At 43.9% G+C, this 25,552-nt stretch carries 18 protein-coding genes; 12 read left to right on the forward strand and 6 right to left on the reverse strand.

Features of this window, described 5'->3' with window-relative positions; genetic code table 11:
* Window positions 1-123: 123 nt before the first annotated feature.
* Complete coding sequence (gene hrpA, locus OCU90_RS06885; protein WP_061024672.1) at window positions 124-4,221, forward strand: ATP-dependent RNA helicase HrpA; 4,098 nt, start codon at window positions 124-126, stop codon at window positions 4,219-4,221.
* A 142-nt stretch (window positions 4,222-4,363) separates the two neighbouring features.
* The gene (locus OCU90_RS06890; protein ID WP_017077897.1) at window positions 4,364-4,858 is read left to right on the forward strand and encodes an outer membrane beta-barrel protein; all 495 of its coding nucleotides are present in this window, start codon (window positions 4,364-4,366) and stop codon (window positions 4,856-4,858) included.
* Window positions 4,859-5,031: 173 nt separating this feature from the next.
* Here OCU90_RS06890 and OCU90_RS06895 read toward each other — a convergent pair whose 3' ends face one another.
* Entirely contained in the window at window positions 5,032-5,817 is a 786-nt protein-coding gene (locus OCU90_RS06895; RefSeq protein WP_017077898.1) for a hypothetical protein, read from the reverse strand.
* Entirely contained in the window at window positions 5,738-6,535 is a 798-nt protein-coding gene (locus OCU90_RS06900; protein WP_054543217.1) for a hypothetical protein, read from the reverse strand. The genes OCU90_RS06895 and OCU90_RS06900 overlap by 80 nt, the downstream gene beginning before the upstream one ends.
* Before the next feature lie 554 nt (window positions 6,536-7,089).
* Between OCU90_RS06900 and OCU90_RS06905 the strand changes: the two genes are divergently transcribed.
* The 7 genes from OCU90_RS06905 (at window position 7,090) to pheT (ending at window position 17,659) form a co-directional block, all read left to right on the forward strand.
* Window positions 7,090-7,875, forward strand: a complete 786-nt coding sequence (locus OCU90_RS06905; RefSeq protein WP_061024674.1) for a TetR/AcrR family transcriptional regulator — start codon at window positions 7,090-7,092, stop codon at window positions 7,873-7,875.
* 120 nt (window positions 7,876-7,995) lie between these two features.
* The gene (locus OCU90_RS06910) at window positions 7,996-10,542 is read left to right on the forward strand and encodes an efflux RND transporter permease subunit (RefSeq protein WP_061024676.1); all 2,547 of its coding nucleotides are present in this window, start codon (window positions 7,996-7,998) and stop codon (window positions 10,540-10,542) included.
* A 44-nt stretch (window positions 10,543-10,586) separates the two neighbouring features.
* A complete protein-coding gene (locus OCU90_RS06915; protein ID WP_061024679.1) occupies window positions 10,587-11,393 on the forward strand; it encodes an outer membrane lipoprotein-sorting protein in 807 nt (268 codons plus the stop codon).
* A gap of 9 nt (window positions 11,394-11,402) precedes the next feature.
* Window positions 11,403-12,635, forward strand: coding sequence for a hypothetical protein (locus tag OCU90_RS06920; RefSeq protein ID WP_017094336.1), 1,233 nt, complete (start codon window positions 11,403-11,405; stop codon window positions 12,633-12,635).
* A 204-nt stretch (window positions 12,636-12,839) separates the two neighbouring features.
* Entirely contained in the window at window positions 12,840-13,949 is a 1,110-nt protein-coding gene (locus OCU90_RS06925; RefSeq protein ID WP_061024713.1) for a GGDEF domain-containing protein, read from the forward strand.
* A gap of 287 nt (window positions 13,950-14,236) precedes the next feature.
* Complete coding sequence (gene pheS / locus OCU90_RS06930; protein WP_004734764.1) at window positions 14,237-15,220, forward strand: phenylalanine--tRNA ligase subunit alpha; 984 nt, start codon at window positions 14,237-14,239, stop codon at window positions 15,218-15,220.
* 18 nt (window positions 15,221-15,238) lie between these two features.
* The gene (pheT, locus tag OCU90_RS06935; RefSeq protein WP_061024681.1) at window positions 15,239-17,659 is read left to right on the forward strand and encodes a phenylalanine--tRNA ligase subunit beta; all 2,421 of its coding nucleotides are present in this window, start codon (window positions 15,239-15,241) and stop codon (window positions 17,657-17,659) included.
* Between the two features lie 60 nt (window positions 17,660-17,719).
* Here the strand turns inward: pheT and OCU90_RS06940 are convergent, their stop codons facing one another.
* The gene (locus OCU90_RS06940) at window positions 17,720-18,511 is read right to left on the reverse strand and encodes a hypothetical protein (RefSeq protein WP_061024683.1); all 792 of its coding nucleotides are present in this window, start codon (window positions 18,509-18,511) and stop codon (window positions 17,720-17,722) included.
* A 52-nt stretch (window positions 18,512-18,563) separates the two neighbouring features.
* On the opposite strand from OCU90_RS06940, the gene OCU90_RS06945 reads away from it, so the two are divergent.
* The gene (locus tag OCU90_RS06945; protein WP_157935070.1) at window positions 18,564-18,740 is read left to right on the forward strand and encodes a hypothetical protein; all 177 of its coding nucleotides are present in this window, start codon (window positions 18,564-18,566) and stop codon (window positions 18,738-18,740) included.
* A gap of 87 nt (window positions 18,741-18,827) precedes the next feature.
* Here OCU90_RS06945 and OCU90_RS06950 read toward each other — a convergent pair whose 3' ends face one another.
* The 3 genes from OCU90_RS06950 to OCU90_RS06960 are packed head-to-tail and all read right to left on the reverse strand — an operon-like array spanning window position 18,828 to window position 22,703.
* Window positions 18,828-19,736 (reverse strand): hypothetical protein, encoded by a 909-nt coding sequence (locus OCU90_RS06950; RefSeq protein ID WP_061024685.1) that lies wholly within the window; start codon window positions 19,734-19,736, stop codon window positions 18,828-18,830.
* On the reverse strand, window positions 19,736-21,517 hold the full coding sequence (locus OCU90_RS06955) for an ORC-CDC6 family AAA ATPase (protein ID WP_061024687.1): 1,782 nt from the start codon (window positions 21,515-21,517) through the stop codon (window positions 19,736-19,738). Before OCU90_RS06955 ends, OCU90_RS06950 begins: the two co-directional genes overlap by 1 nt.
* The gene (locus tag OCU90_RS06960; protein ID WP_061024689.1) at window positions 21,510-22,703 is read right to left on the reverse strand and encodes a metallophosphoesterase family protein; all 1,194 of its coding nucleotides are present in this window, start codon (window positions 22,701-22,703) and stop codon (window positions 21,510-21,512) included. The genes OCU90_RS06955 and OCU90_RS06960 overlap by 8 nt, the downstream gene beginning before the upstream one ends.
* Window positions 22,704-22,939: 236 nt before the next feature.
* Here OCU90_RS06960 and OCU90_RS06965 point away from each other — a divergent pair, with 236 nt between their 5' ends.
* Together OCU90_RS06965 and OCU90_RS06970 are read left to right on the forward strand one after the other, a co-directional pair.
* Window positions 22,940-23,812: an alpha/beta fold hydrolase gene (locus OCU90_RS06965; RefSeq protein WP_061024690.1), complete on the forward strand. Its 873-nt coding sequence runs from the start codon at window positions 22,940-22,942 to the stop codon at window positions 23,810-23,812.
* Between the two features lie 795 nt (window positions 23,813-24,607).
* A complete protein-coding gene (locus OCU90_RS06970) occupies window positions 24,608-25,381 on the forward strand; it encodes a hypothetical protein (RefSeq protein WP_061024692.1) in 774 nt (257 codons plus the stop codon).
* The last annotated feature ends 171 nt before the right edge of the window (window positions 25,382-25,552 follow it).

Genomic DNA, 25,552 nt, shown 5'->3' on the forward strand with positions numbered 1-25,552 from the left:
CACCTTGTTCTCATTGATTTCTCGGGCGTTTAGGCCGCTAATTACCCTTCCTTTGTGTTAACTCGTTACCGTCCTTTATGATATAATCGCGCGAGTTTAATAAGTACAAGAATAGGACACGCTTTGACTTCGTCTCCGGAAAAAGCAGACAACAACAAGAATGCAGCACAGCCGAGTTCTCCAAAGAACGAAGCGAAATCGAACAAACCTGCATCGAACCGACCTGCTAAGCATTTAAAAGCTAAACAACCAAACACTAATCAACCAAAAGCTACACCTGCTGATCATTCAGCTGCCAATACAAAAGCATCTCAAAATAGCCCAGCTTCTCTTCGTAAAGCGCTCAACGAATGTATGATGCGCGATCGCTTCCGTCTGAGTAAGCGAATTGCTGGTGCGAGTAGAATTAAAAACGAACAATCCAAGAACGTTGTCTTCGATGAGATTGCGTTAGATATTGCCAAGTCTATGATGACGGCAAATCAGCGTGCCTCGCACAAACCAACCATCGAATACCCAGAGATTCTCCCAGTTAGCCAAAAGCGCGATGACATTGCGAAAGCCATTGCTGAAAACCAAGTGGTTATCGTGGCCGGCGAAACGGGCTCGGGTAAAACCACTCAGTTACCAAAGATTTGTTCTGAGCTTGGCCGTGGCCGCATGGGCTTAATTGGTCACACTCAGCCTCGTCGTCTTGCGGCACGTTCAGTTGCCAACCGCATTGCGGAAGAGATGGAAACACAGCTGGGTGATTTTGTTGGTTATAAGGTTCGTTTTAACGACCAAATATCTGATAAAACACAAATCAAATTGATGACCGACGGTATTCTACTGGCGGAAATTCAGCACGACCGTTTCTTAAGCCAATACGACACCATCATTATCGATGAAGCCCACGAACGTAGCCTGAACATTGACTTCATCATGGGTTACCTAAGAGAGCTTCTGCCAAAGCGTCCTGATCTTAAAGTTATCATTACATCAGCGACCATCGATCCTGAGCGCTTCTCGAAGCACTTTAACAATGCACCGATCATTGAAGTATCAGGTCGAACGTACCCTGTGGATACGCGTTACCGCCCACTAGGTGGTGATGAAAGTGATTCAGATCGTGACCAAATCGAAGGTATCTTTGAAGCCGTTGATGAGCTGTGTGATGAAGGCCAAGGCGATATCTTGATCTTCATGAACGGTGAACGTGAAATTCGTGACACTGCCGATTCTTTAAGTAAACGTAACCTGCGTGATACTGAGATTGTTCCGCTGTACGCGCGTCTTTCTGCAGGCGAACAGAACCGTATCTTCCAGTCTCATACTGGTCGACGCATCGTTCTGGCGACCAACGTGGCAGAAACCTCGTTAACGGTTCCGGGCATCAAGTATGTCATCGACCCGGGTACGGCACGTATTAGTCGTTACAGCTACCGTACTAAGGTACAACGCCTACCGATTGAGCCAGTGTCTCAGGCGAGTGCGAACCAGCGTAAAGGCCGTTGTGGTCGTGTTGCTGAAGGTATCTGTATTCGTCTGTACTCTGAGGAAGATTTCGAATCACGCCCAGAGTTTACTGACCCAGAGATCCTTCGTACTAACTTAGCATCGGTTATCCTTCAGATGACAGCGCTAGGCCTAGGCGACATTCAAGCATTCCCATTTGTTGAAGCGCCAGATAAACGTAACATTCAAGATGGTGTAAGGCTGCTTGAAGAGTTGGGTGCGATCGCGACAGTCGAACCGTCTGCGAACAAAAACAAGAATCATGGCGACGACAAGAAGAAGCTAACCGCTATTGGTCGCAAGCTCGCTAAGCTGCCGATTGATCCACGTTTGGCGCGTATGGTGATTGAAGCGCCAAGCAACCGCTGTCTGCACGAAGTGATGGTGATTGCGTCTGCGTTGTCGATTCAGGATCCGCGTGAGCGTCCATCAGACAAGCAACAATCGTCTGACGATAAGCACAAACGCTTCTTTGATAAAGAGTCAGATTTCATCACGTTTGTGAACCTTTGGGATTACGTTAAGCAGCAACAAAAAGAGCTGTCGAGTAACCAGTTCCGCAAACAGTGTAAGCAAGATTACCTGAACTATTTACGTATCCGTGAATGGCAAGATGTGTACTTCCAAATTCACCAAGCGATGCGTGAATTGGATACTAAGCTGAATACAGAACCGGGCAGCTACGACGGCATTCACATGTCACTGCTATCAGGCTTGCTTTCGCACATCGGCATGAAAGACCAAGAGAAGAATGAGTATCAAGGTGCACGTAATGCGCGCTTCCATATCTTCCCTGCGTCTGGCTTATTTAAGAAACAGCCTAAGTGGATTATGTCTGCTGAGCTGGTGGAAACCTCAAAACTTTGGGGTCGTGTTATCGCGAAGATTCAGCCTGAATGGATTGAACCACTAGCAAAACACCTGATTAAGCGCAGCTACAGCGAACCACATTGGTCGAAGAAGCAAGCGGCAGTAATGGCACACGAAAAAGTGATGCTTTACGGAATCCCAATCATCCCGAAACGTTTGGTTAATTACGGTGCGATTGATGCCACTGTCAGCCGTGAATTGTTCGTGCGCAGCGCTTTGGTTGAAGGTGAGTGGGAAACCAAACACGCCTTCTTCAAGCAGAACCGTAAGCTACTGCAAGAAGTGGAAGAGCTAGAACATAAATCGCGTCGTCGTGACATCTTGATCGACGATGATGAACTGTTCGACTTTTATGACCAACGTGTTGGTGAAGAGGCTGTTTCAGGCCGTCACTTCGATACATGGTGGAAGCAAACCAGCCAGAAAACACCAGAGCTGCTTAACTTCGAAAAGTCGATGCTGTTTCGCGGTGATGCAAGCCACGTTACTGACTTGGATTATCCGAACTTCTGGCACCAAAATGGTATCAAGCTGAAGCTGAGCTACCAATTTGAGCCGGGCGACGACAACGATGGTGTAACGGTCCATATCCCACTGCCTATCTTGAACCAGATTGACCAAAACGGTTTTGATTGGCAGATCCCAGGCCTACGCCAGGAACTGGTGATTAGCCTAATTAAGTCGTTACCAAAAACGCTACGCCGTAACTTTGTGCCTGCGCCCAACTACGCCGATGCGTTCTTGGCTCGTGTGACACCACTTGAAGCACCGTTGTTGGATTCTCTTGAGAAAGAGCTGCGCCGCATGACAGGTGTGGAAGTAGTACGTGATGACTGGAAGTTAGACCAGATCCCAGAGCACTTAAAGGTAACATTCCGCGCTGTAGATCATCGCAAGCGTAAGCTTAAAGAACAGAAAGACTTGCATGAGTTGAAAGAGAGCCTGAAAGACAAGGTTCAAGAAACGCTTTCTAAAGTGGCAGACGATGACATCGAACAGCAAAACCTGCATACGTGGAGCTTTGGTGAGTTACCAAAAGTCTACCAACAGAAACGTGGCGGCTACGATGTTAAAGCCTTCCCAGCGCTGGTGGATTCTAAAGACAGCGTAGAGATCAAATTGTTCGAAACCGAGCAAGAGCAGATCTCGGCAATGAAATCGGGTCAGCGTCGTTTAATCCTGTTGAACGTGCCATCACCGATCAAATACTTGCACTCGAATTTGCCGAACAAATCGAAACTTGGTTTGTACTTCAACCCATACGGACAGGTGCTCGATCTTATCGATGACTGTATCGCTTGTGGTATTGATAAGCTGATTGAAGAGAAAGGCGGTTTGGTTTGGGAACCAGAGCAGTTTGAAGCACTGAAAGAACACGTACGTGCAGAGCTGGGCGACAGCGTTGTTGAGATTGCTCAACAGGTTGAAACCATCCTAACGACCGCATTCAGCATCAGTAAGAAGCTCAAAGGACGTGTCGATCTTTCAATGGCATTCGCACTTTCTGACATAAAAGCTCAGGTAGAAGGTTTGATTTTTAAGGGGTTTGCCACAGAATGTGGGTGGAAACGCCTGCCGGATATTCTACGCTATATGAGAGCGATTGAACGCCGCATGGAAAAACTGCCGATTGACCCGAACAAAGATCGCTTGCATATGATCAAAGTTGAGTCAGTAATGAATGATTACAAAGAGCTGCTGAATAAAATCCCAAAAGGGATCGCGGTTCCAGAAAATGTAAAAGAGGTGCGTTGGATGGTAGAAGAGCTTCGTGTAAGCTTCTTCGCACAGCAGCTCGGTACGCCTTACCCAGTATCAGATAAGCGTGTTAAAAACGCGATTGAGGCTTGCTAAGGAATAAAGCTAGACGCAATAGCAAGGTTTAGGTATAAATCTTGCTTATTGCATTACTAATTGAATAGTTATTACATACAGGGCGACTTGGTGGCAATTTATTACCACTCAAGGCCTGCCACTAGGACGAAAAAGGTCGAATATGAAAAAAACGTTATTGGCACTAGCACTGCTAGGTGCATCTTCAACAGCAATGGCTGATTCTTGGTTGTACGGCGGCGTAATGGGTGGTCAAAACTCATTAGGTAATGAAGAAGAAACAGCGATGGGTATCCACGTGGGTACAGGCATCCTGCCACTAATCGGTATTGAAGCGGGTTACTGGGATCTTGGTTCTTTCGACAGCGTTAAGTACGGCAACCGTGACCTTACAAACCTAGATGCAAGCACTGCTTACCTAGCGATCAAGCCAAGCATCGACTTCGGTCCTCTTCACGTATACGCGAAGGCTGGTGTTCACTCTTACGATCTTAAATCTGACGGCTTCAAGCAATCAGGTGAGGATATCATGTACGGTGTAGGCGCTGAATACTTCATCTTTGGCCCACTATCTGTAGGCGCTAGCTACCAAAACTTCAAAATGAAAGATGACGACTCTGGCGTATTTACGCTAAACGCAACTATCCACCTACTGTAATTGTTTATAGTGAGTGGCGAGCTGATAGTGAGTCACTTACTTACAGTTAATGATGGATGTTCGTTGAAGAGTTCGTAAGAATTCATAAAAAATGCCAGCTTGATAGCTGGCATTTTTGTATCTGTAGAATAGTAATGTCGCTGACTTAAGCGGTATAAGTTAAGCGAACAGCGCTATTTCTTGCTGTTTAGAATCTTCTGGATTCTTGGGTTAATCGCTTTACCGTGTTGGCTTTCATACTCTTCGCGTTTCAAATCGTTCAAGTTCTTCACTGAGTTAGCGGCAAGAAGGAACTGCGGCAATTCTGTTTCCAGCATGCCTTTCTCATCTAAACGCTTTGCTTCCAAATAGTATTTCTTAAACAGGCCATCGAGCTTGTTTTCAGCCGTGCGCTTCAAGTCGTACAGTTTGTTTTGGATTAGCCATTTTTCAATGTTGTTAACAGCTGCGCGCGACAACACACGAATACGGCTATCAAGTAGCTCTTCTTCAGTCAAAGAATCTTTAAGGATCCAAAGCTCACCCATTTGCGGTGGCCAACTGTTGCCAAGTTGAATACGCTCATGGCAGTGCATTAGCACGCGGTTAAGGCCGTCTGAGTCAACAGAGTGGGCAAACTCAAGAAACTTACCGCTCGGTTCACTACCGTATTGGTATTCCCACTGAGTTTCGTACACGCTCAAGAAAGAACCGAACACATGGATACACCAATCGGTTAGTTCAAGCTCTGCTGGATCTTGATCAACAACAGGCACTTGCTGAGACGCACCAGAGCCCGCAGCGTTTGGTGTCGCTACTTTTACTTCTGTACTTTGTGCTTCAATCACTTCAGGTGCGTTAGGCTGTACTGTAGCGTCAGGTACAACAGGTTGAGCTGGCTCAGAAGGTTGGCTTTTTGCCTTTTTGAATGAGCTGCTGCCTGAAGCGTTCAGATGGGCTAAGCTTTTGTCTATACCCATTTCCTTGAGCTTGTCCTGCATTTCCTGAATATTGAGAGGTCTTCTGCTGTTGTTGTCTTTCATTTTGCTTCTCGTTAACTAGCCAGTACTGCAGCTTGGATTCAATCCGAGATAATGGCATTAATTCATTGGCTTTGGCTTTATACCAGAGGACAAATTTCTTCCATACTAAACTATGGTCACCGGTCAAACCGGAGAATTTAAACGCACGTTCTGCCCATGATGGTATCTCTTCTTCGTTGAGATCATGAGTAGAGACGGTGTTGCTGTTCATTGAGCCTCGACCTTGTGGGCGAGGGGCCTGCTGCATGTGTTGCATTGGTGCCGGAGCAGGCTGAAACTTGGGTGCAGGTGCAGGTGCAGGTGCAGGTGCAGGTGCAGGTGCAGGTGCAGTAGAGTAGACCGGAATACTATTGGTCGGTTGAACCTCAACGTGCGCCGTAGCTTGCTCTTGCTCAATGAGCATTTTGAAAACGTGAATCTCTTTCTTATCTCGATAGTCTACTTTCACCTTATCGAGGAAACCTTGGTCGACTAAACACTTAAGGCAGTCGGCTAAACCAAACGTAGAGAGAGCACAAAGCTGACCTGCCGTTTGCAGGCACACATTGGTGTAACCGAATTCATCAGCACCATCTGCAAGCATCAATAAAACCAGCTTTTCTGCTGGGCTAGAAGTATTCACTTGCCAAGCTAAATAAGAATATTTGGCGCTCAATATCGTGTTCTCAAAAAAGGTAAGTCGTTGTCACTATTGTAAGTCACCCCTTACCGAATTTATAGCAACTTAACAGAAAACGACATTAGTAAGCCAAATATTGACCATAAGGAGAGGTCTGCCCCAAAAAGTAAGCCTACACTCATTCATTCTAGGTCAGAAGGTGGCTAAAGATGGGGTTTACGGCCATCTTTTTCGGGGCCGATTCTGCACCAAGGCTTAAAATAACGTGGTCTATTAACGTTAAGCATGAGCTTCTAATCTTTCGTGTTGTCTTCATGAAAGCACCTATCTTCTCTCTCTAGTGACTGTTGATGATTTCTCTATCTACTTATTGACCTATTTATCCATACATTCATAACTTGTATTTAATTTATAAAACACCTTGATATGATCAATATTTGCGCTATTATGACGATAAGTCAGAAATGACGAAGCGTCACAAAATGGTTAACCACATGAATTTACTATTCGTGTTAATATATTGGACAGGAGCGTTTTAAATGCTGATTAAGCTTAGGTAATAGCTAAGCTCAAATACGGACTGAAAAATTATGTTTGGCTTTGGTTGTAAAGGCGATAAACAAAGTATCTTTGGTTGCAAGGCGGTGCTGTCTAAGAAGCAGCAATCCATCGCAGACCGAGAAGTAGAATTGATGTTGTTAGCAAAAGATCTGGTTCGAGAACAAGGGTTCGGAAACCTGACGATGGATAGGCTAACGGCGGCAAGCTCTTATTCTAAAGGTACGATATACAATCACTTTTGCAGTAAAGAAGACGTGGTTTTAGCGTTATGTATTCATTCTTTAAAGGCCGAGGCACTGTTGTTTGCTCGTTCTGGAGAGTTTGAAGGCAACTCTCGCGAAAAGATTGTCGCATTGCACGTTGCGTACCGAGTTTATGCTCGTATGGAGCCGGTATTATCAACTTGCGCGATTATGGCGAAAAGCCCATGGGTACTAGAGAAAGCCTCCAGTGCACGCGTGGCCGAGATGAATCAATTAGAAGAGATCGTTATCGAACAAGCGGATCTGCTCGTCAATCAAGCAGTAGAAGCCGGTGACCTAAAGTTCTCTTCTGGCGTGGGTTCTGATGCCATCGTATTCGCCAACTGGTCAATCGCATTTGGTTCAAATGCTTTGTCTCAGAATGCTTCAAACAGTCATTGTATCAAGCGGTTACAAGACCCGTATTCAGTATTACATAACGCGAACATGATTTTAGACGGCCTCAACTGGCAGCCCCTTTCGAGTGATTGGGATTACCGTAAAACCTGGCGCCGTGTAGAACAAGAACTGTTCAGTGAAGAAGTCGCTTACTTAGAGTCAGTAGGTCGATAAGCTTCAACTAAGCCCACCTATGTGGGTTTATTAATAACCATTAGTGACGATTCGTCATAAACTTAACTTTAGCCTAGTGTGGTTTTGGTTTTCTTGAGTATATGACTAAGAATTGTGTTTTTGTCAGCTTCGGCTGGCTTTTTAAGACACAACTATGACGAATCGTCACAAATGGAGACTGTGATGGAACATGACAGCCAGAAGCCCGCTTTCGATCACCAAAATCGAGATAACCGTAATGTCGATAGCGTAAACGGGGATCTAAATAACAGTTGGCACTCAATACCGACCAAGCGTTCGTTTATCGTTCTGCTGGTGGTTTTTTCAATCATCATGCTCTCTGCATTAGGGGCGAAGAACCTCTATTTTAGAGGGGACTACAATATCTTCTTCGAAGGCACCAACAAACAGTTGATGGCGTTCGATGAAATCCAAACTACCTTTGCGAAAACCGACAACCTCGCGATTGTCGTCGCACCTGAAAATGGCAATGTCTTCACCCCGGAAACCCTCACTCTAATTCAAAACCTCACGGTCGATGCGTGGCAGATCCCGTACTCAAGCCGTGTCGATTCGCTTGCCAATTATCAGCATACCGAAGCCGTTGAAGATGACCTCTTAGTGGAAGACTTGCTGTACGAAGAATACGAGCACACGCCAGAGCGGATCGACAAAGTAAAACAGATCGCACTCAACGAACCACTGCTTAAGAATGCTTTAGTGTCAGCCTCTGGCGATGTGACCATTGTTAACGTGACGGTGCAATTGCCCGAAGTGGACAAAACGGCGGAAGTACAAGAAGTCATTGCGGCTATTAACGCCATGATTGACCGCTATGAAGCACAATATCCCAATGTTGAATTCCATAAAGCGGGCATCATTGCCATGAACAACGCATTTATGACTTCGGCTCAAGAAGACAGCTCAACACTGGTGCCGTTAATGCTGTTGGTGGTATTGGTGTTCCTGACCTTTATGTTGCGCTCGTTCTTTAGTGTGGTGGCTACCTTAGTTGTGATTATCTCTTCGATTGTCGCGACCATGGGTTTGTCTGGCTGGGCAGGGATGTTCCTCAGCACCGCAACGGTCAACGTTCCTACATTGGTGTTAACCCTTGCCGTTGCCGATTGTGTTCACGTGATTGTGACCATGAGACAAGCGATGCAACGCGGGATGGCGAAAGCACAAGCTATTCAATACAGCATCAAGCTCAATGCTATGCCGATTCTGATCACCTCAGTGACCACCGCGATTGGCTTCTTGATGATGAACATGTCGGATTCTCCCGTATTGCGAGACTTCGGTAACTTGTCGGCATTGGGCGTGATCATCGCGTGTTTCCTATCTGTGACTATGCTGCCTGCGCTATTAAAACTCTTGCCAGTGAAAACTCTGCCAACAAATGAAGCCGCGGTAAGCAAAGTCACTTTTATGGATAAGCTCGGTGATTTTGTCGTAACCAACCGTAAAGCACTGCTGCCGATTTCTACTTTAGTGATTGTTGGCGCAGCCGCGTTAATTCCATTGAATAAAGTGAATGACGAATCGGTGAAGTATTTCGATACCTCAAGTGAATTCAGACAAGCAGCGGACTTCATGGAACAGACAGTAAGCGGCATGACCACCATCAGTATCGCAGTCAAAACCAATGAATCTCAAGCGATTGCTGATCCTGTGTTCTTGCAAGCGATTGGTGACTTTACCGAGTGGCTACGCGTTCAACCAGAAACCGACCATGTGGCCACGCTTTCCGATGTTTACATGCGTTTGAACAAGAACATGCACGGCGATGACGACAGCTATTATCAATTGCCGCTTAACCGAGAACTTGCCGCGCAATACCTACTGCTTTACGAGATGTCTCTGCCGTACGGCTTGGACTTGAACAACCAAATCAACGTCGATAAATCATCGATAAAAATGGTTCTGACGGTGGACAACCTAGGCAGCGTGGAATTGGTGGAACTCGAAGAACGCATCTACTCATGGTTTGCAGCCTACGCGCCTCAGTATGAAGTGGTGGCATCGAGTCCGTCACTGATGTTTGCTCACATAGGCGAAACCAACATGGCGAGCATGCTATCAACTCTGCCTATCACCTTAGTGCTTATCTCTGGCTTGATGATCTTTGCATTGCGCTCGGTTCGCTTAGGTGTGATCAGCTTAGTACCAAACATTGCCCCTGCGATTATTGGTTTCGGTTTGTGGGCGCTTATCTCCGGTGAAATCAACTTGGGTTTGTCCGTCGTAGTCACGCTCACACTGGGTATCGTGGTCGATGATGCAGTGCACTTCTTAAGTAAATACCAACGCGCGAGAATGGAAGGAAAATCAGCGGAAGAAGCGGTGCGTTACGCGTTCCACACCGTTGGTCGCGCACTGTGGATCACCACTGTCGTGTTAGTGGCGGGCTTCTCTGTACTGGCGATGTCGAGCTTCAGACTCAATTCCGACATGGGCTTACTCAGTGCGATTGTGATTTTCATAGCGTTGGTGGTCGACTTCATCTTGCTACCGAGCTTGCTGATGATCTTCGACAAACAGACCCACTATGCAGATAAACCTCAGCACGAATCAAAGCTATCTAAAGCCGAGTTATCTAAAACAGAGCTATCTAAAACAGCGCAAGCTAACCCAGCCGGCGAACTGTCTGCTTCAACCAAATAAGGAATCGTCAGCCTGCTGCGGTGGGCTGACTCAAGGAGAAATTTATGAAAAGCGTTAAACAAACATTCGTTACCACATTACTGACCGCCAGCTCATTAACGATGGGCGCGCTATTAGCCTTCCCAGTGTTAGCCGACCCTGCGAAAGGCCTAGAGATTGCCGAGCAACGCAAAGCCGTTGATCTGGGGTGGGGCGATTCTGTTGCGACCATGGAAATGCTACTTCGCAACAAACAAGGTGAAAGTAGCTCGCGCCTAATGCGATTGAAGTCGTTAGAAGTGGATGACGATGGCGATAAAGGGCTGACCATTTTTGATGAGCCTCGCGACGTAAAAGGCACGGCTTTTTTGAACCATTCACACATCTCTAAATCGGATGACCAATGGTTGTATCTGCCTGCATTGAAGCGTGTAAAACGCATCTCTTCGCGCAACAAATCGGGCCCGTTTATGGGCAGTGAATTTGCTTACGAAGACTTGAGCTCGTTCGAGTTAGGAAAGTACACCTTCAACTACATTGAAGACGCCAAAATTGAAGGCGTCGATACCTTTGTTTTGGAGCAAGTTCCGACCGACAAAAACTCAGGCTACACCATGCAGAAGGTATGGCTAGACCAACAACATTACCGCCCCGTTCAGGTTGAGTTTTACGACCGTAAAGGCGCATTGCTGAAAACCCTCTCGTTCCAAGATTACAAACAATACCTAAACCAATACTGGCGCGCACACACTATGTCTATGCAAAACCACCAAACAGGTAAGAGCACGGTACTAACCACGACAGACTTAGCGTTCCAGACCGGTCTTAAGGACAAAGATTTCCAGAAAAACACACTCAAACGTGCAAAGTAAGGCAAGAATATGAAAAGGATTGTGTTAACAGGAACGCAGTTATCTTTAACCTTGGCAGCGACAGTCGGGCTCATGCAAGTGTCGTTGCCATGTGTTGCGGCAGGCTTTAGCTCTGAGTTCGTAGAACAGGTCACCCCGGAGCTAGCAGGGCAGGTTAACCTTGAACACAGGCAGTTCTTTAGCGACGGCTTGCAAGGGCAAGATAAAGGGCAAAGCTCGCTGGTGTTACAACCAGAGTTTTATTGGGAACAACAAGAGGGCAATGGCAGCTTTACCTTCACGCCGTTTTACCGCCTAGACAGCGAAGACGATGAACGAACCCATGGCGACGTTCGTGAAGCTCTGTATCTCACGTATTGGGATGACTACGAACTGCGAGCGGGTGTCGGCAAGGTGTTCTGGGGTGTGACCGAATCGGCGCATTTGGTCGATGTGGTAAACCAAACCGATGCCATTGAATCGGTCGATGGTGAATCGAAGTTAGGTCAGCCAATGGTGCACTTTACCTCAATCAAAGACTGGGGAACCATCGATGCCATGTTACTGCCGTATTTTCGTGAGCGTACCTTCGCTGGGGAAGACGGTCGGTTAAGGCCAACCGTGCCTGTATCGGATGATGCGCTTTACGAATCGTCGAGAGAAGAAAAGCACGTCGATGTGGCATTGCGTTATAGCCAAATGTACGGCGATTGGGATGTCGGTTTAAGTTACTTAGGCGGTACAAATCGCGACCCTTATTACCGTGTAGAAGGCAATCAACTCAAGCCGTATTACGCGCAAATGCAGCATTTCGGACTCGATGTACAAGGTATTATGGGTGATTGGTTATGGAAGCTTGAAAGCATTTATCGTGACAGCTACGACAACCACACAGGTGTCGCAACAGGCTTTGAATACACATGGGTTGGCGCGCTTGAATCGTATTGGGACATCGGTTTCATTGCGGAATACTTGTATGACAGCCGAGGCAACAACGCCCAAACCATCGGCCAAAACGATGTGTTCCTTGGTGCACGTTTCGCCTTGAATGATGAAGACGGCACCGAAGTACTTACAGGCATCACTCAAGACTTAGATAACAGCGATGTCTACAGTGCTAAGTTGGAAGCATCAAGCCGTATCAACAACAACCTAAAGTGGAGGTTGAACGCTTGGCTGTTTGAGAACGAAACCCCAGAGGACTTGTTGTTCTTTGCACGTAAGGATGACTTTGTTGAGATGGCGTTGGAATACTATTTCTAGTGCTAGCTTCATGAGGCGTTCTTCTTAAGGGGGAACGTCTCAAATTTAAGATGAGCCATATTTAGAATGTTCAAAGTCGTCTTTTTATAAAGTGGATCAAACAATCGAATAAACCTACAGGTAAAATGGTTATATTTTTTCCAGTATCTATAACCTCCGAATATGCATGTGAAGCGTGCTGGTGGTATCGGCCCTAAGGGATTTATGAATTCATTTAATTGGGATAATAACTTTGAAACAGGCATTGGCGTCGTAGACGAACAACATCAATACCTTGTTGGTTTTATCAACCACTACGGAAACCTGCTGTCAGAGAATACTATCTCTATAGACGACATGAGCGTCGCTTTACGCGATCTCACACGCTATGCCGAATTTCACTTTAAAGAAGAAGAATCTTTGATGAGAGATTGCGGAGTGTATGAATTACACATTGAAGAGCACATCAAAGTGCATCGTGTATTTATGCGAGATATCTACAGTATGCAAGCTTTCATCTTGGAAGAAGATCAGTCGTCAGCACGGCAGTTACTGGATTTCTTGATCCATTGGCTTGCTTATCACATCCTCGGCATCGACCAAAACATGGCGCGACAAATGGCCGCCATAGAAGAGGGCGCAACACCTCTACAAGCCTTTGAGGCAGAAGAAAAGCAGCGAGACTCGTCAACCCTCCCTTTATTAGCCGCTCTGAAAGGCTTATTTGAGCAGGTCTCTGAACGCAACAAGCAGTTGTTACGCTTCAACCAGTTACTCGAAGACAAAGTTGAGGAACGTACGGCAGAGTTAAAACAAGCGAACAAGAAACTCGAAGAACTGTCGTTAACAGACTCACTCACTAAATTACCCAACCGTCGTAGTGCCTTTAAACAGTTAGCATTACATTGGCAAGATTCCAAAGAACTGGGCATGCCTTTAGTGTGCATCATGATTGATGCCGACCACTTCAAGCGCATTAATGATACCAGTGGCCATGATGCAGGCGACTTGGTGCTACAAACCCTCTCGCGTGAACTGAAAAATGCGTTTCGCAATGACGATATTGTGTGTCGATTAGGGGGCGATGAGTTCCTCGTTATTTGTCCAGACACCGATCTTAAAGGCGGTATGCACATCGCGGAAACGACTCGACAGAAAGTGTCTGAATTAGAGGTTGAAACCAGTCATCAAGTTTGGATTGGCAGTATTAGTGTCGGTGTAGCTGAAATAACCCAAGAATTCGAGTCCATGAATGAGTTGGTTAAAGCCGCTGATGAGTCCGTTTATTTAGCGAAAAACGCAGGCAAAAACAGCGTTTGTTCGATTCAGATTTAGAGCTCGGTTCACTCGAGATCGAGAGTACCGTTCACTTCAGATCTAGAACACCGCTCGCTTTAGTCTTTGAGCGCTACTCACTTTAAAATAAACAAGTGGAACCGGTATTTGTTCCACTTCTTCCTATTCCTCATTAATATCCTGTTAAATTTGCCGTGTTTTTAGTCAATAACTTGCTCTTTTAGCGATTCAATTTGGCATTGGTAGCGTGTTTGATTACTATGTGTAGCTATCTAAAAAAACTAATCATCCGATACGGACACTACCAACTGGTAGATGAGGAAATGATGCAACATCTAGAAGAGATCATTGCTAATGCAACGACTGCTATTGATACAGCAGATTCGTTAGTCGCACTTGATGAAGTGCGAGTTCAGTATTTAGGTAAGAAGGGTGAATTAACTCTTCAACTACAAAGCCTAGGTAAACTTCCACCTGAAGAGCGTCGCACTGCTGGTCAAGAGATCAACAAAGCGAAAGGTGCTGTTCAACAAGCGATCGCAGCTCGCAAAGACGCACTACAACGTGCAGAGCTTGAAGCGAAACTAGCTGAAGAAACTATCGATGTGAGCCTACCAGGTCGTCGCATTGAGAACGGTGGTCTTCACCCAGTTACTCGCACAGTTGAGCGTATCGAACAGTTCTTTGGTGAGCTTGGCTTTAGCACTGAGTCTGGCCCTGAGATCGAAGATGCATTCCACAACTTTGATGCACTAAACATCGCAGACGATCACCCAGCTCGTACTGATCACGATACTTTCTTCTTCAACCCTGATCTAATGCTACGTACGCACACTTCTGGTGTTCAAATCCGTACGATGGAAAACGGCAAACCGCCATTCCGCTTCATTGCTCCGGGTCGTGTTTACCGTAACGACTACGATCAAACTCACACGCCAATGTTCCACCAAGTGGAAGGTATGTTAGTTGATGAGAACGTAAACTTCGCACAACTTAAAGGCATTCTTAACGATTTCCTTTGTAACTTCTTTGAAGAAGAAGTTGAAGTGCGTTTCCGTCCTTCATTCTTCCCGTTCACAGAGCCTTCAGCTGAAGTTGACGTGAAACGTAAAGATGGCAAATGGCTAGAAGTTTTAGGTTGTGGCATGGTTCACCCTAACGTACTTCGCTCTGTTGGTATCGACCCTGAGAAATACTCTGGTTTTGCATTCGGTATGGGTGTAGAGCGTCTAACGATGCTTCGTTACGGCGTAAATGACCTTCGTGCGTTCTTCGAGAACGACCTTCGTTTCCTTAAACAATTCAAGTAATCCGGGGCAGTCAAAACTATGAAATTCAGTGAATCTTGGCTACGCGAGTGGGTTAAACCTGCAATTAACAGCGAAGAGCTAGCTCACCAAATCACTATGGCTGGTTTGGAAGTTGACGATGTAGAACCTGTTGCTGGTGAATTCACCGGCGTTAAAGTAGGTAAAGTGGTTGAGTGCGGTCAGCACCCAGACGCAGACAAACTACAAGTAACTAAAATTGATATCGGCGCTGTTGATGCAGACGGTAATAAAGAGCTTTTAGACATCGTATGTGGTGCATCTAACTGTCGTCTTGGCCTAACTGTAGCAGTAGCAACAGTTGGCGCAGTACTTCCTGGTGACTTCAAAATCAAGAAAGCAAAACTACGTGGCGTTCCATCGCACGGCATGCTTTGTTCTTTCTCTGAGCTAGGTATCGACGTAGAGTCAGACGGTATCCTTGAGCTGCCAGAAGGCACAACACTAGGTATGGACGTTCGTGAGCTTCTTGAGCTTAACGACGTAACTATCGACGTAGACCTAACAGCAAACCGCGCAGACTGCTTCAGCATCCGTGGCCTTGCTCGTGAAGTTGGCGTACTAAACCGCGCAGACGTTACAGAGCCAACAGTTGAAGCTGTTGCAACAAGCATTGAAGACACAGTATCTGTTGAAATCAAAGCAACGGATGCTTGTCCACGTTACCTTGGCCGTGTGGTTAAGAACGTAAACGTGAAAGCGGAATCTCCAATCTGGATGCAAGAAAAACTGCGCCGTTGTGGTATCCGTTCAATCGACCCAGTTGTAGACATCACAAACTACGTGATGCTAGAGCAAGGCCAACCAATGCACGCATTTGATCTTGCTAAGATCGAAGGCGGTATCGTGGTTCGTCTAGCAGAGCAGGGCGAAAAGCTAACACTTCTAGATGGCAACGAAGCTGAACTAAACAGCAATACACTTGTTATCGCTGACCAAAACAAAGCACTAGCAATCGCTGGTATCTTTGGCGGTCAAGATTCAGGTGTTACTACTGAAACAACAGACGTACTTCTTGAAGCTGCATTCTTCGCACCGGATCACATCCGTGGTCGCGCACGTGCTTACGGTCTTCACACTGATTCTTCTCTACGTTTCGAACGTGGTGTTGATTCAACACTTCAAGCAGCAGCAATGGAGCGTGCAACACAGCTTCTAGTTGAAATCTGTGGTGGTGAAGTTGCGCCAGTAAACGGCAGCGAATCTGAAGCTTCACTTCCTAAAGCAAACGTAGTTGCTCTACGTCGCGCTAAGCTAGACAGCCTACTAGGTCACGAAATCCCATCTACAGACGTAGTGGAAATTCTAACTCGCCTAGGTTGTGAAGTTGAAAGCACTAATGCTGGTTGGACGGCAACGTCTCCATCTTGGCGTTTTGATATCGCAATCGAGCAAGACCTAATTGAAGAAGTAGGTCGTATCTACGGTTACGATAACATTCCAAACCAAGCGCCTAAAGCGGCACTTAAAATGAATGACCACAAAGAAGCTAACCAACCGCTTAAGCGCGTTCGTGACCTTCTTGTAGACCGTGGCTACCACGAAGCAATCACATACAGCTTCGTAGAACCAGAACAGCAAAAGCTTGTTGTACCTGGTGTTGAGCCGCTAATCCTGCCATTCCCAATCTCTGCGGACATGTCAGCAATGCGTCTTGGCCTAATCCAAGGTCTTCTAAACACAGTTGTTCACAACCAGAAGCGTCAACAGTCTCGCGTTCGTCTATTCGAATCAGGCCTACGTTTCATCCCTGAAGCAACTGCTGAAAACGGCATGCGCCAAGAAATGATGCTTGCGGGCGTTATCTCTGGTACTCGTGGCGAAGAGCACTGGGACATTGCAACTAACACTGTAGATTTCTTCGATCTTAAAGGTGACCTAGAAGCCGTTCTTGAGCTTTCTGCAAACGAAATCGCATACAGCTTCAAATCTGCTAAGCACCCAGCACTTCACCCAGGTCAAACTGCGGCTATCGTAGTAGACGCTGGTTTAGAAACTGAAAGGGAAGTGGGTATCATTGGTACTGTTCACCCAGAACTAGAGCGTAAGTTTGGTCTTAACGGCCGTACTATCGTATTCGAAATCGAATGGGCAGCTATCAACACTCGCGTGCTTCCAGAAGCAGTAGCCGTATCTAAGTTCCCTGCAAACCGTCGTGATATCGCAGTAGTTGTTGACGAAGCAGTCGCTTCTGGCGACATCGTAGAAGCGTGTATTGCTGCTGGTGGCGAATTCCTAACAGGCGCTAAACTGTTCGACGTATACGTTGGTCAAGGCGTTGAAGAAGGTAAGAAGAGCCTAGCTATCGCACTTAGCCTACAGTCTGTAGAGCGCACACTTGAAGATGCAGACATCGCTGGTTCAGTAGATGCTATCGTAGCTTCAATTTCAGAGAAATTCGGCGCAGCACTTCGCGACTAATCTCTTCTGATAGATAGAAAAACAAAGGCCTCGCATTGCGAGGCCTTTTTGTTGGAATTGTTAGTTATTAGATGTTTGATTGACTTTAAGATCCTGTTCTTTTTGAAGCATGGTGGAAATAAATCCATTAATGGTTTCAGAACCACCTCCTAAATTATTATAAACACCTATAACTCGCGGGGTAATATGTGTGTCGTCATCGTACATTTTGGCCTTCATCGTTCCCAATGCCAATATTGCATTCTGAATTGTTGTGGAACTAATCTCACTCGGCATTGGCATTATTGATGAAATGCTCTCACCACTAATCCCTAAAGTTTGTATAACCATAGAACCAGAGATCTGTTTTGACTCTGCCGCAGCTCCTAAAGCGAAAAGGCTTCCAAGGTTAATTTTCCCTTTGTTCACCTTAATATTTGCTGTCATTCGTAAGCCTATACCAATATAAGTAGGTACAATTACATTGGCCTGATTACGATCTTTTGTAAGGCTTGCTGACTTCTGACCAAAATCATTGCTCGTTACAATGACGGGTAAGGCATTCGTATTAAACTTCATATAGTCGAGTATTACTATGTAGCTGTTTCCTGCTACGCCAACGGTTGCAGGCCCGTAAGTTAAGCTTCCTTTTGAATCAAGTTCTCCTATAGCGATTCGCATAGTTTCGTCTGGTAAGGATTCTAACAACTCTTGGTTCGTTGGCGGCTTACCGCTTGTCGCAACAATATTTACTGGCAATGGGTCTAGTGGGTGGTAACCATAGTTACTTTTGTTGTTGTCGATAGGTATACCGACACTAGAGCAACCTGTTGCTATGAGTGTAGTTAAAATAAAGGTGTAAAAATATTTCATCAGTACTCCTCAACGTATTCTAGCATTGTGACGCTTATTGATATGTTTATTAGTGCATATTAGATATAGCTTAGGTTTTCAAAAAATCAAGGTAGCTTCGAGAGGACTAGTCATCGCACTTAGCCTACAGTCTGTAGAGCGCACACTTGAAGATGCAGACATCGCTGGTTCAGTAGATGCTATCGTAGCTTCAATCTCAGAGAAATTCGGCGCAGCACTTCGCGACTAATCTCTTCTGATAGATAGAAAAATCAAAGGCCTCGCATTGCGAGGCCTTTTTGTTTTGGACTAATAAATGTTCTGAAAGTTCTTTAATCTAAATGACTAGAGTAAACTCAAAAAAGTCACCACTTGCCTTTCTATCTACAGGCTCTTCCAAATGTTCGGAAGAAACTCGCCATATAGGTAGTTTTCTATTCATTTCTAAACTCAATATAACGCAAAGAGCGCTGAATATTTTAGGACCTAGTGGTACCAAAACTGGTCTTGAGATATCCATGATGGCCAAGGTTGTCTCGCGTAGATCTAAATATGTTTTATAAGGGTTTGATATGTCATAATTAAAAATATGGTTTTGGGGAGTATTTTCAATCAGAAGTTGGTTGTTTTCTCTTACAGATTTTTCGAAGCTTTCATCTTTCCCTTTTGGCATAAAAATAAATTGCTTCTCAGTATCTAGGTAGTTACTGATTCCAATTGCTTTACCAACTTCATACCCTAATCCAATAATGATTGAACTGGGTAAGTTAATATCACCAAGAGCCCCAGATAAAGAATCGGCTATAGGTCCTACTTTACGAATAGGTGATATGTTACTCGATGGTTCAGTATATTCAGCAAGAGAGTAACTTACTTTTATCGTAGACCCTTCTTCTAGGTTATCCGCTAGAAATATTATTATTTCTGCAAGTCTAGTTCTACTCATTACAGTGATATCAATGATGCAGTTAATCTTTATTCCTGCCCACTTTTCTCTTACCAAATTGAAAAGCTCTCTATATATATGGCTATCTTTACCTTCTATTATAGTGGCGCCAATTGAATTATAGTATTCTAGATTATTTTGATACTGCAGTTCATCAGTATGGTTATCATATCCTATAGCAATTATATTGGTTTTTATGTTGACGAGGCGCTGGCACTTTGATATGGCTCGGCTCTCATAACCTAAACCTAGGATTGCCAAGTCGATGTCATTAGTATTGTTTGATTTTAATAATCTCATTATATATTCAACCTAAACTGTCTATCATCTGTGTATGTTGAAGTTCTTACAACACGTATAGCATCGCTGTTAATTATTCTATTTAAAGATATAGGATCTTGTTGAGTTAACAACAATCCATAATTATGTGAAAAAAGATAAGATATCCGGCATGAACTGATACTTTCGTCGGTAAGATTACCACCTTTAGAATCGCTATTCTGGGTGGATATCATTGCTCCAGCATTTAAAGCCAACCCTATTGCTTCAGCAAGTTCAGGTGGTGTGTCTTTATTTAAAACTATTACACCTTTTGGCTGAGAATTAAACTTGTCACCGTAGATTTCATTGTTGAAATATAAAGCTATTTTATCAACTAAGTCATAGATATTATTAATTTTACCATCAGAGGAATCCACTGCAATAGTGCTTAATAAGGATCTGAACGACTCAAAGTAACTCTGAAGAGCTGATATCTGTTCAGAAATAGTTACTCTTTGTCTATCTTTTATTATAGGGATAAACATATTCATTATTCCTATAAGCATTCTCGGGTTGAATTCAGTTGACCTACAAATGTTTTCAAAGCCTGCATAGTAATCTGCAGGTCTTCTACGTGCCTTTTTCTTACCACTCTCACTTCGTCTTAGTTCTCTTAAATAGGTTATGAACTTTACTTTTCTAAATTGTGATTGTGTGATTTTTTCAGCATCAGAATAATTTACACCGATAAAACCTTTTGACTCTAGATATTGACAGAAGCTAGGGTCTTTTTGATATAAATCTTGGAACACTTGGTCAATGTTAATATCTTCTGGAGATATAAAGCAAGATTCAATGTTGGAAAAGATACCTTTATTTATTAACATCGTAGTACAAAGAGATTTTGCGAATTTTAACCCTTCTTTTTCAGACATATCGGTAAGATCAATATAGCTTAGGTCTTGGTTTTTCATAGAGCTTTCTGGACTGTTGGTGATATTAATCCCCTTGTGGTAGGGAGATAATGCTAACTTCAATATGATATCTTGGTGCCCACCACGCATACAGTCTATTAACGGTTGTATTATTTCATCTGGTGCTAATTCTAATTCATCAAATAGGAAAGTCCATTTTTCTCCATTTTCATTTAAGTATGTATTTATTATGGTTATGGAAGTGCTAAGTACTTGGCTAATTTCACCTTGTACAACCTTTGGTATTTCCTGCTTTGTACTTTTTAAATTTGTCTCGTTGATATAATTGGATACTTCACTTTTCTTTAAAGCAATGCTTACAATTAGACCTTTGAGAGAGTTTATATGCGGTTTCACATGCCACTGCGCTGCTAAACAACTTACTAATTCGGCTTCATCTTGCTTTTCTAATACAGCATGCCTAAAATTATGTTCTAATTTCACAGTTCTAGATGTTCTGAAACTTACGGTTTGAATTAGCTGTTCAAGAATGTGATATATAAATTGAGAGCTTAAAACTAAAGAGTCTTCATGATTACTTACATTACGTTTAGCATTATCATATTGTTTTTTCCAAAGGCGGTCTGTAGGTATAAACACACCTGAAAAACTAACTTTACTTCTAAATAGACTAGCTTCTTCTGAATCCCAATGTTCTAAAGAACGAACCTCTAACATTCTCATCAACGTTGTCTTACCGCTGCCCCTAGGTCCAACGAGAATAGTATTTGAAGAAGACGCTAATCTCTCATAGTACTCATTTACGATAAAGCCTGAGCATAGGTCTCGTATTGACGTGTTTTTTGCATTTATAGATTCATTAATACTAGGGATGTAGTTATTCATTACCTAAACCAACCTCAATAATATGATTATCTTGACACCTAACGACACTGAACTTGTTAGAGTGTAATCTAGCATTCAGCCGAGAAATCTCATCAGGTGTAAAATGCTCGATTTTTTCTTTGAACTGGCTGAGTTCTACCCCTTCTAGAAATGGGTTCTCTTTGCTAATTTGTGCCTTCAAGTCGTTTACAACTTGATCTGGAGTATATATCGAGCCAAACCCACCATTTGCAGGAAGATTATTTGACTTCGACGGTTGCCACTCTTGTAGTTTATTTGCTTCATAAGTTTTAAACTTTCCAACTACCTTGCCAAGGTATTCGCTCTTTTCAGGTTCTATAGATAAAACGTAGAACTGATTCGATGTTCTATTTTCTATAGTTTCATACAAAACAGCAGAAAGGCTTCCAGCAGAAAGTACTAATTGAGAACCTTGTATCTGTGAATTTGCATAACCGATTTGAGCGTAATGCTTATGGCCATGAATAATTAGCCAAGGTCCGAGATCTGCGTTCTCTAATGCTCTCAGTAGATATTCTGCGCCTTCCATTGCTTGGCTATCACTTTCTAGATCCACAAAATCCATTTTCTTCGGGTGATGATGAGTGAGTAATACATTAAATGGCTTGCGGCTCACTGCCGATGATGTGAGTTTTTGTTTTATTTGATCTGTAACTTCAAGAGCAACTCTACCGTGTTTATACTCACTACCATATCCATGATATGCACTACTATTTATACTCAACACGTTACATTTTTCAGTTGATGTTAATTCCCAATTCCACGCCCAGAAATGTGTGTTTTTGTGATAACAGCTAAAAGGAAATGGTGGGGTTATAAATTGGAGTTCATGTTTGGGAGAGAAACCATATTTATTATCTTCTGGGGGGCGTGACTGATGATCATGATTCCCCGGAACACACAAAATGTCTGAAATAGATAATTCTTGCGCCATTTTGTTCACATATTCCCATCCTGCTTGGAATGAGTCTTTGCATCCTTGGTTTGCAATATCACCAGCGCAAACAAGATAGTCGATCTTTTCATCTAAGCCTTTGATGTAATCAATTAGCTTATCCCCAAAAACGTTATGTTGGTCTCGCAGGATAAGTTTTGTGTCGGATACGGAATCCTGAGTAATCCCCGCATGTAAATCGGAAATTACAAGTATGTTGACTGTTGTCATATCTGAATCTTGTTTCCACTTAGAATGTAAGGGATTATAACCGTACAGAGTTTATATGCACTAGATTTGTGTAAAGCCAGTGGCAATGTGCGAAGTGTTTTATTGTGTTTTTTATATAGTGACGAATTCGCGTGTCTCATTCACCTTGACCCGTCTAAAGCTTCACACTTTATAGTGACTATATTGATTGAGAGGGGCGCTTTCTGTGTTCCCTCCAAAGTAAGTAGAGAGACACTATGAAACGTTTAATTCTAAACATCACACTCTTGGTATTCATGGCGCTTGGCAGCATGAATGCCATGGCTCATGATTCAACGGTTAGGTACGGTATTACGATATCTCACGATGGTGAGCAAATTGCGTATGGTAAAAGTGGGAGTGGGGATACAGCACTGATCTTCATTCACGGTTGGAGCTTAGACAGTAGGCTTTGGCAAAACCAAGTGAGCGAGTTTTCAAAGCAGTACCAAGTGATCACCATGGACTTAGCAGGGCACGGTAACTCATCGTTTAATCGTGAAGAGTACACCATGGTTGCATTCGCTGAAGACATCAAAGCCGTCATCAAGAAAGAGCAACTCGAATCCGTCATCTTAGTCGGCCATTCCATGGCGGGCGGTGTTATTGCAGAAGCCGCTAAAATGATGCCGAAAAGAGTGAAGGGCATTATTGGTGTCGACACGTCGCAAAACGTCGCTCTAGCGGTTTCACAAAGCGACCTAGATGCAATGACCAAACCTTTTGAAGCAGACTTTCAAGCGGGCATTACTATGTTCGTGAAAGACTCGCTACCAAAAGACGTAGACGCGGATTTACTTTACTGGGTAACGCAAGACATGGCCTCAGCACCGCCAGCTATCGCGATAAACCAGTTCCGCCATTATCTAGGTCAATACGTGACAGGCGAAGCACACCGCGTGTATGAGAACGTGAATGTGCCAGTAATATTGGTCAACGCTCGCCTATGGCCAACGGATTCAGAAGCGAACAAGAAACACATTAAGGATTACAGCATTTACTACATTGAAGGTTCAGGCCATTTCCCTATGTTAGAGCAACCACAGCAATTCAACGCAACGTTGATGAAAGCGGTTAAGTCAGTGAAGTAGGGCGGTTGCACGTGAGAATAGACTGATAATCCCCTCCTAACCTCCCCTTGGTTTACATCTCTAATCTCTTGTTGGTAATGGAAAGGGGAGGAACTGAATACCGATCGTGACAAGTGCTGCTATATGTTCAGCGCCAAAGAATGTTCTCCCCCTCGGTCGTATATCTCAAGAGATCGGGTCACTCCATTCGAGGGGGAGCTAGAGGGGGAGGCTTTGGTCTACTAGAACCATTCACACAACGTTGATGAAAGCGGTTGAGTCAGTGAAGTAGGGCGCTGTAGTTGTTAAAAGATGGATGTAATCGTTGATAGATAAAATTAAGGCCTCGCGAGTGCGAGGCCTTTTGGGTATCAGATACATCGAATAAATGCTACGTAACAAGGTTTGTATATATCTGAGTTACAAAGCTTCGAATAACCAAACAAATTGAACAAGTTGTTTTATCCATTACATATTAACCTCGAGCTTTTGGACACACTAACACGTAAACATTTCAACTCTTACAGAGAGTTAAAATGTGACATTGATCTCATATGATCATAAAAAACCGCACGGTACCGCCAGTTGTTCAAATAATGAACCATGATGTTAGTGCAACACTCAATAACGTCGGTCTAGGCCTAGGGCAAAAGCTATGAATAAGAAACGATTCAAATTGTTGACCATTTCTATCGGGGTTTTATCCGTTCTATTGTTTGGCCAGTTTTTCGAATTTACTCATGTTGAAACAGTTTTGCCGTTTTTGATTGTTTTTTCAATTTGCCTTGGCTGGCTCATAGAAAAGGGACTCTCAAAATGGGAACAAAGGTCAAAGCATACACAGTTCTAGTCATCGCATTACTCGTACAAAGTTGTGCATCTATACCGGATATAGAATACAGTCAACAACAGCCATCGAGTTCTGACATTACTACGATTTCTGCAATTTATAGTCACGCATGGAGCCCAATACATGGTTACGGTGAAGAAACGGAAGGGTTTGCAGCATACTCCTATGTTATTTCAACTAAATCACCTGATCTCCTAGAAACATATCACCCAGAAGCCTATAAAAAGCTTGGAATTCTACTTGCTGAAATCAAAGGTAGTCCAATTCCTTTGAATGATTTTCTCGGTCGAGATGGGGAGCATTCAGAGCTAATCGCTGGTATTAACCTTTTTTTAATTCCAGAAAACAGACAGAATGGTAACTACAGCGTAGGGCTATCTCAACTCATTGTAGCTCGAATTGCTCGACAGCTTGAGGGTAATAGCGAAGCAGCAATAATGGTCAAATCTCTGTTGGACAATCCTGGGCCTTTCATTGTTACAGCTCCTGTGAGAATCAGCGACATTCATAAGGGAGATGAAGTCGTTTTTGTGTTTTTGGACATGAGCAAAATAAACCCCCAAGCTATCTCTGAGTTGATAAACAGTTATGCTTCTTGGCTAAAAAGCGATGCGCCTTCGAACATAGATACGGTTGCCGAGTTTTACGATAGAAGAATCGCTCTGCTCAGCTTTATGCAAGATTTTAGTGATTCCATCACGTTGGTTAATTCAAGCTTGGCAGCCTACGGCATTGAATAAATATGGCTAACCATGTTGAGAGTTAGTCAATGTTCTATTGTAATGTCTGGGAGTTTTTGCTTGTTACGTCCTACGCTCACGACTAACTGGGAGTTGTGCCTGCATCTTTCACTAATTTATAGTTCGACAGTTGTTGTCTTGTAAATATATAAATTATTTATCAATTAACCC

The organism is Vibrio splendidus (assembly GCF_024347615.1).
GTDB classification, from domain to species: Bacteria; Pseudomonadota; Gammaproteobacteria; order Enterobacterales; family Vibrionaceae; genus Vibrio; species Vibrio splendidus.